This window comes from Microbacterium sp. str. 'China', assembly GCF_002993305.1.
In the GTDB taxonomy this organism is placed as follows: Bacteria; Actinomycetota; Actinomycetes; order Actinomycetales; family Microbacteriaceae; genus Microbacterium; species Microbacterium paraoxydans.
Map to the genome: position 1 here is coordinate 1,814,361 of NZ_CP027434.1, position 13,593 is coordinate 1,827,953.

Annotated in this window: 13 protein-coding genes; all 13 read right to left on the reverse strand. The window is 69.9% G+C overall.

Translation table 11 applies throughout. The annotated features are described in order from the left end of the window. Nucleotides 1–14: 14 nt before the first annotated feature. Nucleotides 15–1,208, reverse strand: a complete 1,194-nt coding sequence (gene metK / locus C6C15_RS08720) for a methionine adenosyltransferase (RefSeq protein WP_105949851.1) — start codon at nt 1,206–1,208, stop codon at nt 15–17. An 88-nt stretch (nt 1,209–1,296) separates the two neighbouring features. Then, nucleotides 1,297–1,551, reverse strand: a complete 255-nt coding sequence (gene rpoZ / locus C6C15_RS08725) for a DNA-directed RNA polymerase subunit omega (protein ID WP_025103490.1) — start codon at nt 1,549–1,551, stop codon at nt 1,297–1,299. Nucleotides 1,552–1,660: 109 nt separating this feature from the next. After that, nucleotides 1,661–2,572: a guanylate kinase gene (gmk, locus tag C6C15_RS08730; protein WP_060922167.1), complete on the reverse strand. Its 912-nt coding sequence runs from the start codon at nt 2,570–2,572 to the stop codon at nt 1,661–1,663. Then, the gene (pyrF, locus tag C6C15_RS08735; protein ID WP_105949852.1) at nt 2,565–3,410 is read right to left on the reverse strand and encodes an orotidine-5'-phosphate decarboxylase; all 846 of its coding nucleotides are present in this window, start codon (nt 3,408–3,410) and stop codon (nt 2,565–2,567) included. Before pyrF ends, gmk begins: the two co-directional genes overlap by 8 nt. After that, on the reverse strand, nt 3,407–6,694 hold the full coding sequence (gene carB, locus C6C15_RS08740; RefSeq protein WP_060922165.1) for a carbamoyl-phosphate synthase large subunit: 3,288 nt from the start codon (nt 6,692–6,694) through the stop codon (nt 3,407–3,409). The genes pyrF and carB overlap by 4 nt, the downstream gene beginning before the upstream one ends. After that, nucleotides 6,694–7,896: a glutamine-hydrolyzing carbamoyl-phosphate synthase small subunit gene (gene carA, locus C6C15_RS08745; protein ID WP_105949853.1), complete on the reverse strand. Its 1,203-nt coding sequence runs from the start codon at nt 7,894–7,896 to the stop codon at nt 6,694–6,696. The genes carB and carA overlap by 1 nt, the downstream gene beginning before the upstream one ends. After that, nucleotides 7,893–8,405, reverse strand: coding sequence for a PH-like domain-containing protein (locus tag C6C15_RS08750; protein WP_062634504.1), 513 nt, complete (start codon nt 8,403–8,405; stop codon nt 7,893–7,895). The genes carA and C6C15_RS08750 overlap by 4 nt, the downstream gene beginning before the upstream one ends. Further along, nucleotides 8,402–9,706 (reverse strand): dihydroorotase, encoded by a 1,305-nt coding sequence (locus tag C6C15_RS08755; protein ID WP_105949854.1) that lies wholly within the window; start codon nt 9,704–9,706, stop codon nt 8,402–8,404. Before C6C15_RS08755 ends, C6C15_RS08750 begins: the two co-directional genes overlap by 4 nt. Further along, entirely contained in the window at nt 9,703–10,668 is a 966-nt protein-coding gene (locus C6C15_RS08760) for an aspartate carbamoyltransferase catalytic subunit (protein ID WP_060922161.1), read from the reverse strand. The genes C6C15_RS08755 and C6C15_RS08760 overlap by 4 nt, the downstream gene beginning before the upstream one ends. Continuing rightward, on the reverse strand, nt 10,665–11,195 hold the full coding sequence (pyrR, locus tag C6C15_RS08765; RefSeq protein ID WP_105949855.1) for a bifunctional pyr operon transcriptional regulator/uracil phosphoribosyltransferase PyrR: 531 nt from the start codon (nt 11,193–11,195) through the stop codon (nt 10,665–10,667). The genes C6C15_RS08760 and pyrR overlap by 4 nt, the downstream gene beginning before the upstream one ends. A 69-nt stretch (nt 11,196–11,264) precedes the next feature. Then, a complete protein-coding gene (locus C6C15_RS08770; protein WP_158698536.1) occupies nt 11,265–11,645 on the reverse strand; it encodes a PIN domain-containing protein in 381 nt (126 codons plus the stop codon). Further along, on the reverse strand, nt 11,642–11,899 hold the full coding sequence (locus C6C15_RS17070) for a hypothetical protein (RefSeq protein WP_060922159.1): 258 nt from the start codon (nt 11,897–11,899) through the stop codon (nt 11,642–11,644). Before C6C15_RS17070 ends, C6C15_RS08770 begins: the two co-directional genes overlap by 4 nt. A 43-nt stretch (nt 11,900–11,942) precedes the next feature. Next, on the reverse strand, nt 11,943–13,520 hold the full coding sequence (locus tag C6C15_RS08775; protein WP_105949857.1) for a Rieske 2Fe-2S domain-containing protein: 1,578 nt from the start codon (nt 13,518–13,520) through the stop codon (nt 11,943–11,945). Between the last annotated feature and the right edge of the window lie 73 nt (nt 13,521–13,593).

A 13,593-nucleotide genomic window follows, 5' to 3' on the forward strand; every position in this document is an offset into this window, starting at 1 on the left:
GCACCGCGGACCCGTCAGAGCCCGGCAGCGCGCCGCAGCTCCTCGGCCCGGTCCGTCCGCTCCCACGTGAAGTCCGGCAGCTCCCGGCCGAAATGCCCGTACGCGGCCGTCTGCGCATAGATCGGCCGCAGCAGGTCGAGCTGCTCGATGATGGCCTGCGGTCGGAGGTCGAACACCTCGTCGATGGCGCGGGTGATGACCTCGTCGGACACCCGTCCGGTGCCGAAGGTCTCCACGTACAGGCCGACGGGTCGGGCGACGCCGATCGCGTAGGCGACCTGCACCTCGAGGCGGTCGGCGAGTCCCGCGGCGACCGCGTTCTTGGCGACCCAGCGCGTCGCGTAGGCGCCGGAGCGGTCGACCTTCGACGGGTCCTTGCCGCTGAAGGCACCACCACCGTGCCGTGCGGCGCCGCCGTAGGTGTCGATGATGATCTTGCGACCGGTGAGCCCGGCGTCTCCCTTGGGGCCGCCCGTGACGAAGGGGCCCGCGGGGTTGATGTAGTAGGTGACGTCGTCGAGGTCGAGGCCGGTCGTGGCGAGGACCGGATCGATGACGTGCTCGCGGATCTGCGCCTTGAGGTCGTCCTGGGCGATGTCCGGGTTGTGCTGCGTGGAGAGCACGACGGCGTCGACGGTCTTCGGGGTGAAGCCGTCGTAGCCGAGGGTGACCTGCGTCTTCCCGTCCGGGCGCAGGAAGGGCAGCAGCCCGCTGCGGCGCACCTCGGTCAGCCGCTCGGCGATGCGGTGCGCGGTCCATGCGGCCATCGGCATGAGCTGCGGGGTCTCGTTGGTGGCGAACCCGAACATGATGCCCTGGTCTCCGGCGCCGAGGCCGTCGAGCGGATCGACCGACGAGCCGTCGCGGTGCTCCTGGGCGTTGTCGACCCCGTGGGCGATGTCCGTGGACTGCTCCCCCACCGAGACGCTGACGCCGCACGAGTCGCCGTCGAAGCCGGTGTCGGACGACGTGTAGCCGATGCCGTTCACGACCTGGCGGACGATCGTCGGGATGTCGACGTAGGCGTCGGTGCGGATCTCGCCGGCCACATGCACGAGCCCGGTCGTGACGAGCGTCTCGACCGCGACCCGGGAGGCCGGGTCCTTCGCGAGCAGTCCGTCGAGGATGCTGTCCGAGATCTGGTCGCAGATCTTGTCCGGATGCCCTTCGGTGACGGACTCGGACGTGAACAGACGCAGCGCGCTCATCGATGCTCCAGAACGGGGACGGACGGTGGGAGGGTGTGGCACCCATTCTGGACCGCGCCACCGACGTTGCGGCGGCGCGGTCGTCGAGTTACTCCGCGTGACGCAGGCGGAGCTTGTCCTCGTTGATCTCGTGCAGGGCGATGGTGAGCGGCTTGTCCTCGACCGACGAGTCGACGAGCGGGCCCACGTTGTCGAAGAGGTTCCCCTCGTGCAGGTCGGAGTAGTAGTCGTTGATCTGACGGGCGCGCTTGGCCGCGTAGATCACGAGCTCGTACTTGGAGTCGACGCGCTCCAGCAGGTTGTCGATGGGGGGATCGATGATGCCGTTGTTGCGTCCGGCCATGGGTGGACCTCCTGATCAGGCGACGGGATTCGCCGCGAAGACGGTGCTGCGGGCGCGCGACCCTTCGACGAGCTCAGGGACCGGCGTGGTGCTCGACCCTGGAATCAGGTCAGCGCGCAGAGCTTGTAGACAAGTCTACGACCTCGCGAGCGGCGGTGGCGACGTCCTCGTTCACGATGAGGTGGTCGAACTCGTTCTGCGCCGCCAGCTCGACCTTCGCGGTCCGCAGCCGGCGTGCTCGCTCCTCGGCGTCCTCCGTGCCACGGCCGACCAGTCGGTGCACCAGCTCGTCCCAGCTCGGCGGCAGGAGGAAGATGAGGGTCGCCGAGGGCTCGGCCTCGCGCACCTGACGCGCGCCCTGCAGGTCGATCTCCAGCAGCACGGTCTTCCCCTCGGCCAGGGCGGCGTCGATGGGAGCGCGCGGGGTGCCGTAGCGCGAGCGGTTGTGCACGACCGCGTATTCCAGCAGCTCGCCGTCGGCGATCAGGCGGTCGAACTCGGCGTCGTCCACGAAGTAGTAATGCACGCCGTCGATCTCGCCCGGGCGTGGCGGTCGGGTGGTCGCCGAGACGGACAGATGGATTTCGGGGTTGTTCTCGCGGATGTGCGCGGCGACGGTCCCCTTGCCCACCGCCGTGGGGCCGGCGAGGACGAGCAGTCGGCTGCGCGCCCCGCGGGGGGCGGGTACGGGGAACCGGTCGTCCAGCCACTCCTCCAGCACCCGGCGCTGCCGGGCGCCCAGCCCCCCGAGCCGCTTGACCGGCGAGATGTGGAGCTGCTCCAGCACGCGGTCGCGCTTCCCCGCGCCGATCGCCGGGAGGGCCAGGAGGAAGTCGGTGATGCGCATGGAGCCCTCGACCGAGTCCGGGTCGTCGGTCGCGCGATGCAGCACGGCCTGCGGAGTGACGACGCGCATCGTCAGATCCCGCTTGAGCGAGGCCCTGGCACGTCGTCTCTCGACCGCACGGCGGGCGGCGGCGGCCCTGTCGACCTCGGGGACGGTGCGGCGTTCCTCAGCCACGGCTGACCTCTCGATACTGGGCGGCACGGTCGGCGATCGTCTCGGCGAGGGCCGCCGGGCCCGCGGAGAGGAGGCTGCGGCTCTCGCTCGCGATCACCGAGGCGGCCTGGGGGCCGAAGCGGCGGGCGAGATCCGCGGGAGTGGCGCCCTGCGCGCCGAAGCCGGGGGCGAGGATCGGGGCGACGGGCGCGAACGGCACGAGGCCGGCATCCGCCGCGTCCACGGTGGCGCCGATGACGAAGCCGAAGCTCCCCCACTCCCCCTCGGGCGTCGCGGCGGCGTTCCGGCGCGACACCTCGGCGACCACGGCCGCGGACACGGTCTCGCCGTCCGCGGTCGTCGCGCGCTGCAGCACGGTCGCCTCGGGGTTGCTGGTCGCCGCGAGGACGAAGAGCCCCTTGCCGTGCTCCTCGGCCAGGGCGAACGCGCCCTCCAGCGCACCGACGCCGAGGTACGGGTTCACCGTCAGGGCGTCCGCCTCCAGCGGCGCACCGGCGGGCAGCCAGGCCTGAGCGTAATCGGCCATCGTCGATCCGATGTCCCCGCGCTTGGCATCGGCGATCACGAGCAGTCCGGCCGCCCGCGCGGCGGCGAGCACGTCCTCCAGCGCGGCGAACCCGGCGGCGCCGTACCGCTCGAAGAACGACACCTGCGGCTTCACGACACCGACGCGACCGGCGGCCGCCTCGACGGTACGGAGCCCGAACTCCCGGACTCCGGCGGCGTCGGCGGTCAGCCCCCACGCCGCCAGCAGAGCGGCGTGGGGGTCGATGCCGACACAGAGCGGACCGTGCGCCTCCAGAGCGGCGCGGGCTCGCCCGCCGAAGCGTTCCGTCATACCGCGGCCATCCGGTCCTGGGCGTACTCCTGCAGGCTCTTGACCTGGAAGCCCTCGTGCGCGGCGTCCATCCCGCTCACCGCCGCGCCGAGCACGGCGATGGTCGTGAAGAGCGCCTTGTCCGCGGCGACGGCGGCGGCGCGGATCTCGTAGCCGTCCGCGCGAGCGGCACCACCGGACGGGGTGTTCACGACGATGTCGATCTCGCCGTCGTTGATGAGGTCGACGATGTTCCGGGCGCCGCTCTCCTGGGTCTCGCTGTACTTCTCGACCACCGTGACGGCGATGCCGTTGCGGGACAGGATCTCCGCCGTGCCCTCGGTCGCCACGATCGTGAAGCCGAGCTGCTGGAGGCGGTGCGCCGGGAGGATGACCGCGCGCTTGTCGGAGTCGGCGACCGAGATGAACACGGTGCCCGAGGTCGGCATGCCGCCGTAGGCCGCAGCCTGGGACTTCGCGAACGCGGTCGGGAAGTCGCGGTCGATGCCCATGACCTCGCCGGTCGAGCGCATCTCGGGGCCGAGGACCGAGTCGACCGTCTTGCCGTCGGCGGTGCGGAACCGCTTGAAGGGCAGCACGGCCTCCTTGACCGAGACCGGGGCGTCCAGCGGGACGCGCGAGCCGTCCTGCGCGGGCAGCATCCCCTCGGCGCGGAGCTCGGCGATCGTGGAGCCGGCCATGATGCGGCTGGCGGCCTTCGCCATCGGGATGCCCAGCGCCTTGGAGACGAAGGGCACCGTGCGGCTCGCCCGGGGGTTGGCCTCGATGACGTAGAGCACGCCGGCGCTGATCGCGAACTGCACGTTCAGCAGACCGCGCACGCCCACGCCCTGTGCGATGGCGAGGGTGGCCTCGCGGACGCGGTCCACGTCGCTGCGGCCGAGCGAGACCGGCGGCAGCGTGCAGCTCGAGTCGCCGGAGTGGATGCCGGCCTCCTCCAGATGCTCCATGACGCCGCCGATGAAGAGGTCGGTGCCGTCGTACAGGGCGTCCACATCGAGCTCGATCGCATCGTCGAGGAAGCGGTCGACCAGGAGCGGCTTGCCCTCCTCGATCACGACCTCGCCGGCGGTCCGCACGAAGTAGTCACGCAGCGCATCCGTGCCGTAGACGATCTCCATGCCGCGACCGCCGAGCACGAAGCTCGGGCGCACGAGCACGGGGTAGCCGATCTCCTCGGCGATGCGCACCGCGCCCTCCACGTCGATCGCCGTGCCGTTACGCGGCGCGAGGAGCCCGGCCTCGTCGAGCAGGCGCGAGAACAGCTCGCGCTCCTCGGCCAGGTCGATGGCCTCCGGGCTCGTGCCGAGGACCGTGTAGCCGGCCGCCTCGATACCCTTCGCGAGCCCGAGCGGGGTCTGCCCGCCGAGCTGGCAGACGACGCCGAGGATGGTGCCGCTCGCGGCCTCCGCGTCCAGCACCTCGAGCACGTCCTCGAGCGTCAGCGGCTCGAAGTACAGCCGGTCGGACGTGTCGTAGTCGGTCGACACGGTCTCCGGGTTGCAGTTGATCATCACGGTCTCGAAGCCCGCGTCGGACAGCGCGAACGAGGCGTGCACGCAGGAGTAGTCGAACTCGACGCCCTGACCGATGCGGTTCGGGCCGGAACCGATGATGACGACCTTGGTGCGCTCGGACGGCGCGACCTCGGTCTCGGCGTCATAGCTCGAGTAGTGGTACGGCGTCAGCGCGGGGAACTCCCCTGCGCAGGTGTCGACCGTCTTGTACACGGGGCGGATGCCGAGGCCGTGGCGCACGCCGCGGATCTCGGCCTCGCTCTCGCCGCGGAGCTGCGCGAGCTGCGCGTCGGAGAAGCCGTGCTCCTTGGCGTAGCGCAGCGTCGCGTCATCCAGCTCGCCGGCGGTGCGGACGACATCGGCGACCTCGTTGATGAGGACGATCTGGTCGAGGAACCAGGGGTCGATGGCCGTGGCCTCGAACGCCTGCTCGACGGTCGCGCCCTTGCGCAGCGCCTGCTGCAGGGTGACGATCCGGCCGTCGGTCGGGGTCTTCGCGATCTCGAGCAGTTCCTCGACGGTGCGCGGCTCCTCGCCCCAGTGGAAGCTGGAGCCCCGCTTCTCGAGTGACCGCAGCGCCTTCTGCAGTGCGGTGGCGTAGTTGCGGCCGATGGCCATCGCCTCGCCGACGGACTTCATGGTCGTGGTGAGGGTCGCGTCGGCGGCCGGGAACTTCTCGAACGCGAAGCGCGGGACCTTGACGACGACGTAGTCGAGCGTCGGCTCGAAGCTCGCCGGGGTCACGCCGGTGATGTCGTTCGGGATCTCGTCGAGGCGGTAGCCGAGGGCGAGCTTGGCCGCGAGCTTGGCGATCGGGAAGCCGGTGGCCTTCGAGGCCAGGGCGCTCGACCGGGAGACGCGCGGGTTCATCTCGATGACGATGATGCGCCCGTTCTCGGGGTTGACCGCGAACTGGATGTTGCAGCCACCGGTGTCCACGCCCACGGCGCGGATGATGTCGATGCCGATGTCGCGGAGCTTCTGGTACTCCCGGTCCGTCAGGGTCAGCGCGGGCGCCACCGTGATCGAGTCGCCGGTGTGCACGCCGACCGGGTCGACGTTCTCGATGGAGCAGACGACCACCGTGTTGTCGGCGGTGTCGCGCATGAGCTCGAGCTCGTACTCCTTCCAGCCGAGGATCGACTCCTCCAGGAGCACCTCGGTCGTCGGCGAGTCGCGCAGGCCGGCGCCGCCGATGCGGCGCAGGTCCTCCTCGTCGTAGGCGAACCCGGAGCCCAGGCCGCCCATCGTGAAGGACGGGCGCACCACCAGCGGGTAGCCGAGCTGCTCGGCCCCGGCGAGGAGGTCGTCCATGGTGTGGGCGATGACGCTCTTGGCGACGTCCGCGCCCGCCTCGAGGACGAGCTCCTTGAAGACCTGACGGTCCTCGCCCTTCTTGATGGCGTCCACCTTCGCGCCGATGAGCTCGACGTCGTACTTCTCGAGGATCCCCTGCTCGTGCAGCGCCATCGCGGCGTTGAGCGCCGTCTGACCGCCGAGCGTCGGCAGGATCGCGTCGGGCTTCTCCTTCGCGATGATCGTCTCGATCACCGCAGGGGTGATCGGCTCGATGTACGTCGCGTCGGCGAAGTCGGGGTCGGTCATGATCGTCGCGGGGTTGGAGTTGACGAGGATGACCCGGACGCCCTCCTCACGGAGGACGCGGCACGCCTGGGTGCCGGAGTAGTCGAACTCGCAGGCCTGGCCGATGACGATCGGGCCGGAGCCGATGACGAGGACGGAGCGGATGTCGTCGCGCTTGGGCATTACTTTGCATCTCCCTGGGTGGGTCCCTGAGCGGGTCGAAGGGTCGCGATGACCATGTCGCGGAAGCGGTCGAAGAGGTAGTTGGCGTCGTGCGGTCCGGCCGCGGCCTCGGGGTGGTACTGCACCGAGAACGCGGGGATGTCGAGGGCGCGCAGGCCCTCCACGACGTTGTCGTTGAGGCCGACGTGGCTGACCTCGACCTTGCCGTAGCCGTGCGGGCTGTCGAAGGAGCCCTCCAGAGGCGCCTCGACGGCGAAGCCGTGGTTGTGCGCGGTGATCTCGACCTTGCCCGTCTGCTTGTCCAGCACGGGCTGGTTGATGCCGCGGTGGCCGAACGGCAGCTTGTACGTGCCGAGACCCAGGGCCCGACCGAGGAGCTGGTTGCCGAAGCAGATCCCGAAGAAGGGCAGCCCGTCGTCGAGGACCGCGCGCAGCAGTTCGACGTGGTCGCCCGACGCCGCGGGGTCGCCGGGACCGTTCGAGTAGAAGACGGCGACCGGCTCGATCGCCCGGATCTCGTCGATGCTGACGTCCTGCGGGAGGACGTGCACATCGAAGCCGCGGGCCGCGAGGTTGTCGATCGTCGCCTGCTTCACGCCGAGGTCGAGCACGGCGAGGTTGCCGATGCGCTCCCCCACCGCCGGGGTGACGGTCGCGCTCTCGACGGACACCTGCGCGGAGAGGTTGAGGCCGGTCATCTCCGGGGCCTCGCGGACGATGCGCAGCTGCTCCTCCGGGTCGAGCTCCGCCTCCGCACCCGAGAAGATGCCGCCCCGCATGGAGCCGGCCGAGCGGATGTGGCGGGTGACCGCGCGCGTGTCGATGCCGCTGATGCCCACGATGCCGTCCTCGACGAGGACGTCATCGAGAGAGGCGTTCGCCCGCCAGTTCGAGACGACGCGCGAGGGGTCGCGCACGATGTAGCCGGCGACCCAGATGCGGCGGGACTCGGTGTCCTCGTCATTCATGCCGGTGTTGCCGATGTGCGGGGCGGTCTGCAAGACGATCTGCCCGGCGTAGGACGGGTCGGTGATGGTCTCCTGGTATCCCGACATGCCGGTGGCGAACACGACCTCGCCGAGGGTGCGCCCGCGCGCGCCGTACGCGCGTCCGCGGTGTCGGGTGCCGTCCTCCAGGACGAGGACGGCGGGGTCGGGAAGGCGTGCCGCAGAGGCCTGCGGGGAGGAAGTAGAGAGGGTCATGACGAGGCTCCTGTGTCAGGGGCGGCGGGGATGAGCCGCTGCAGGTCGGAGATGAGGGTCGGGAGGTCGCCGCCGGTGAGGCGCACATAGCTGTCGACGACGGTCGTGTCGTCGACGTGCCACGAGATGCGCACGAGCCCGCCGGGCTCCACGACGCGATCGATGGTGACGGTCGCGCGGTCGACGGAGACGAGGCGGTCGGCGGCGAGGAAGACGGTGGGGGCACCGTCCAGGGCCAGCGCGATGCCGCGATCGGTCACAGCCAGCTCGCCGCGTGCGCGGAACGCCAGCGGGGTGATCGCGAGCCGTTCGAGGGGCTGCTCGTGCCGGGTGGTGGACACGTAGAGCACCTCGTCACGGCGCGTCACCTCCGCGTGCTCCGGCACCCCGAGCGGGGCCGTGTACGCGGCATCGCGCCGCACTCGTCGTCGCCAGGCGAACAGCATAGAGAGCAGGATCAGCAGCGCGACGGCGATGATGATCGCGACCGCGAGGTCCCGTGCGCTCATGCGCCGAGCTCCTCGACGACGGCGCCGCCGTCGACCGTGAGGACGCCGCCGTGCACCGTGTACTCCACGCGCCCGGGCAGTGCGCGGCCCAGGTAGGGCGAGTTCACGCTGCGCCCGTGCAGGTCCGCTGCGGTGAACACGCCGTCGACCGCAGGGTCGTACAGCGTGATGTGCGCGGGCTGCCCGGCTTCGAGCGGCGTGCCGTGGCCGGAGAGCCGGCCGATGCGGGCGGGCGTCGCGCTCATGACCCGGGCCACGTCGGCCCAGTCGAGCAGGCCGGTCTGCACCATCGACTGGTGCACGACCCGCAGGGCGCTCTCCAGACCCACCATGCCGTTCGCGGCGGCCTGCCACTCGCACGCCTTGTGCTCGCTGGGGTGCGGTGCGTGATCGGTCGCGACGATGTCGATCGTGCCGTCGGCCAGACCCTCCCGGACCGCGAGGACGTCCTCTTCCCGGCGCAGCGGCGGGTTGACCTTGAATCGTGCGTCGTAGCCGCGGACGAGTTCGTCCGTGAGCAGCAGGTGGTGCGGCGTGACCTCCGCCGTCACGTTGACACCGCGCTTCTTGGCCCAGCGGATGATGTCGACGGAGCCTGCCGTCGAGAGGTGGCAGACATGCAGTCGCGAGCCGACGTGCTCGGCGAGGAGCACGTCGCGGGCGATGATCGACTCCTCGGCGACCGCGGGCCACCCGGCCAGCCCGAGCTCGGCCGAGACGGTGCCCTCGTTCATCTGGGCGCCCTCGGTGAGCCGCGGGTCCTGCGCATGCTGGGCGATGACGCCGTCGAAGGACTTCACGTACTCCAGAGCCCGGCGCATGATCAGCGGGTCCCACACGCAGAAGCCGTCGTCGCTGAAGACCCGAACCTGGGCACGCGAGGTGGCCATGGCGCCCAGCTCGGCGAGGCGCTCGCCCTTCTGCCCCACGGTGACGGCGCCGATCGGCTGCACGGTCGCGTAGCCGGCCGCCTCGCCGAGGGCGAGCTCCTGCTCGACCACGCCCGCCGTGTCGGCGACCGGGGAGGTGTTCGGCATCGCGAACACGGCGGTGAACCCGCCCGCGGCGGCCGCTCTGGTGCCGGTGAGGATCGTCTCAGAGGCCTCGAACCCCGGCTCGCGCAGGTGTGTGTGCAGGTCGACGAGGCCCGGCAGCGCGACCAGGCCCGCGGCGTCGATCACCCGCGCGCCGGTGCGGGTGAGCCCCGTCCCGACCTCGGCGATGACGCCGTCCTCGATCATGATGTCGGCGCCGTCCGCGCCGAGCAGCTGTGCACCGGTGATGACGAGGGTCTCGCTCACAGGTCTCCCCCTCGTTCGTCGTCTCGTTCCCCTGCCAGTAGCAGGTACAGCACCGCCATGCGCACGGAGACCCCGTTCGACACCTGTTCCAGCACCGTCGAACGGGGGGAATCGGCAGCTTCGGAGGAGATCTCCAGTCCCCGGTTCATGGGTCCGGGGTGCAGGACAATGCTACCGCCCGGCAGAGCCGCCACGCGCCGTGCGTCCAGGCCCCACCGGCGCGAATACTCCCGCTCAGTCGGGAAATACGCCGCGTTCATGCGCTCGAGCTGGATGCGCAGCATCATCACGGCGTCCGGCCCCTCCGCGAGGGCTTCGTCCAGGTCGTAGACCACGCGGACCGGCCATAGGGACACGTTCTGTGGAACCAGGGTCGGCGGCGACACGAGCGTGACCTCGGCGCCGAGCGTGGTGAGCAGCCAGACGTTGGAGCGCGCCACCCGCGAGTGCAGCACGTCACCGACGATCGTCACCCGGAGACCGGAGAGGTCGCGTCCGCGACTGTCCACGCCGAAGCGACGCTTGCGGATGGTGAAGGCGTCGAGGAGCGCCTGGGTGGGGTGCTCGTGGGTGCCGTCGCCCGCGTTGACGACGCCGGCGGAGATCCAGCCGCTCGTCGCCAGGGTCTGCGGCGCGCCGGAGCCGGGGTGCCGCACGACGACCGCGTCGGCACCGATGGCCTCGAGCGTCTGCGCGGTGTCCTTCAGGCTCTCGCCCTTGGAGACGCTGGAACCCTTGGCGGCGAAGTTGATGACGTCGGCGGACAGGCGCTTCGCGGCGGCCTCGAACGAGATGCGGGTGCGCGTCGAGTCCTCGAAGAAGAGGTTCACGACGGTCTTCCCGCGGAGCGTGGGAAGCTTCTTGACCTCGCGCGACTGCGTGTCGGCCATGTCCTCCGCGACATCGAGGATGCGCAGGGCGGTCGCTCTGTCGAGCGTGCGGGTGTCGAGGAGATGCCTCATTCGCCGATCGTCACCTCCTCGGCGCCGTCGTTCTCGAACAGACGCACGTTGACGCGCTCGGTGCGCGCGGAGGGGATGTTCTTGCCCACGAAGTCCGGGCGGAAGGGAAGCTCCCGGTGCCCGCGGTCGATGAGGATCGCGAGCCGCACGACGGCGGGACGGCCGATCGACTGGAGGGCGTCGAGCGCGGCGCGGATGCTCCGGCCGGAGAACAGGACATCGTCGACGAGGACGACCGTCTTCCCGTCGATGCCGCCCGCGGGGATCTCCGTCGGCTGCGGCGATCGCGTCGGGTGCTTGGCGAGGTCGTCGCGGAAGAGCGTCACGTCGAGGGACCCGACGGGGACGGAGACCTGCGCGATCTCGCTGATCAGGGCGGCGAGCCGATGGCCCAGCGTCACGCCGCGGGTCGGAATGCCCAGCAGGACGAGGTCGTCGGCCCCGCGATTGGACTCGAGGATCTCGTGCGCGATCCGGGTCAGCGCTCGTGAGATGTCGGCTTGGTGCAACACAGTGCGCACACCCATCAGCCGCTCCCTTCTCCGCCTCACAGGACGGTGTTAAAGGTTGCTTGTGATCTCAGTCTATCGGAGGGATCAGACGCCTACGACCTCGACACCGCGCTCTCTGGCGACCGTCGCGAGACGACGGTCGAAGGTCGCCAGCGTCGCGCCGAACGCCTCCGCTGTGACGAGTACCGCGCAGGCCGGGAGCTTCAGGGAGGTCGCGGCGCGGAGCCGCGCGATATGGACCGGTTCGTCGACCGTCTCCTCCCGACGCAGCAGCCCGAGGGAGTCGATCTTGGCGAGATCGGCGAGCTCTGTGCCCATCCGCGCCGGATGCACGAGCGCCTCCGCGAGGGTGATCGGGTGGATCAGAAGGTCTTCCTCGGTATCGAGGATGTCGAACGCCGCCTCCTGGTGGACATCGTCGGTGGAAAGGTGCGCGATGAGGACACCGGCGTCCACGACGATCACTCCGGCCAGTCCTTCCGGAGAGCGTCGAGATACCCCGGTGGATAGGCGATCGATCCCCGCGTCGCCTCGAGCGCCGCCCGCCGGGTCGCGCGCCGGTGGGATCCTCGCTCTGCGAGCCGCTCCGCCCCCAGCACCGCGAGCCTCGCCACCTGCTCCGACTTCGGCAGTCCTGGCCACTCGCTTTCCGCGAGTTCCAGCGCCTCGCGCAGCGCGGCGGTCTGCGTCACCTGGATGCGGGTCAGAGCGGTCGGCATCGCCTCACTGTACCACCGGCTGCACTCGGTGGTACAGGCGCGCTCAGCTCGCCTCGCGGAGCACCGGATCCGTCACGTCGTCGATCTTCGAGGAACGGATCGGGTGGCCGCTCGTGGAGAGGCAGCGTCCGGTCTTCAGGTCCCACTTCCAGTCGTGCATGCTGCACGTGAGGATGCCGTCCTCGTCGACCTTCCCCGTCTTGGTGAGGTCGGCGCGCAGGTGGGGGCAGCGGCGCTGGACGACCCAGTCGCCGATCTCCGCGTCCTCGGTCTGGTCGGTCTGCTCCTGGTACCAGTTCTCGACGTACTCGATCCGGTCGACCGAGAGGCACTTCAGGAACGTGGTGAGGAACTCGTTGAACTTGCCGCTGCGGCCGACCGAGAACTGCATCGACAGGAAGATCGAGTTCGACCAGTCGATCTCGTGGTCGCGGATGTTCGTCGAGACGAGGTCGGCCGGGATCGTGTACCAGTACACGCACTCCTCCCCCGCGTACTCGCGGACCTTGGCGCGCGGGAAGTCGACCACCATGTCCAGCTCCCCGATGCGGAAGCGGACGTGCCCGCCGACCCCGAGGCGGATGGTGCGCGACTTCTTCAGCAGCGGCTCCCACCACTCCTTGATCGCGGCCAGCATCTCGTCCGGCGGGATGATCTCGGCGCGCGAGGCCTCCTCGTCGCGGATCTCCTGCTGGCGGGTCGCGCGTTGCTCCTCCAGGTACTCCCACTTCTCGTCGAAGATGTGGGCGAGCTCGGCCTCGGTGTAGAGCGTCTGCTCGGTGGTCACCGCACCGCCGTCGATCGTGACGAGCGTGCCGGGGACGAAGAGCTGCCCGTCGTACTTCGGGGCCAGCTCCTTCATGTGCGCGATGAACTGCTTCTGGTCCGTGAAGATGGACTCGCCGTTGCGGCCCATCCCGTTGAAGTCGAAGAGGTCGTCGCGGAGGAACATGGGCGGACCCGCCATCGGGAAGACATGCGGAGCGTCGACCTTCTCGATGTAGTACATCGCGCGCTTGTTCTGCGCCTCGCGCTTGAGGCGGGCGAAGTTCTGCTTCGCGTCCATCGGCAGGTCGTAGACCATGGGCCACCAGATCGCCCCGGAGACCTGCGTGAAGTAGGCGTCGGGCTTCCCGAAGTGCAGCAGCTTGTCGAGATCGAGCGGGTGCGAGTCGTTCTGGTTCAGCATCGAGCCGGTGCCGTCGTCGACGCTGAGCGACGAGTCGCCGATCGGGCCGTCGCTCGGAGCGCGCAGCGGGGTGATCATCATCTTGAGCGCTCCGCGCTCGATGATCTCGCCGGCGGGCGCGTAGGTGATGTTCGTGTAGCCGAGCGCCCGGATGTCCTGCTCCAGGTCGTCGATCGGATACTCCGGCAGGAGCACCTCGATGTCCTTGCGGATGTACCGCTCCAGCAGCGCCGGGTCGAAGTGGTCGCGGTGCCGGTGCGAGATGTAGAGGAAGTCGGCTTCACGACCGTAGCGCTCCCAGTCGAGGGCACGGTTGTCCGGGAACGGGAACCAGGACCCGAAGAAGGACGGGCCGAGCACCGGGTCGCAGATGATGTTGCCGCCCACCGTCTCGATGAACATGCCGGCATGGCCGAGTCCCGTGATCCGCATTGCATTCCTCTCGAAGATGAACCGTTCGATTGTACCGACGGCTCCCTGAGCACCCGGCGGGACGGGCCGGGGA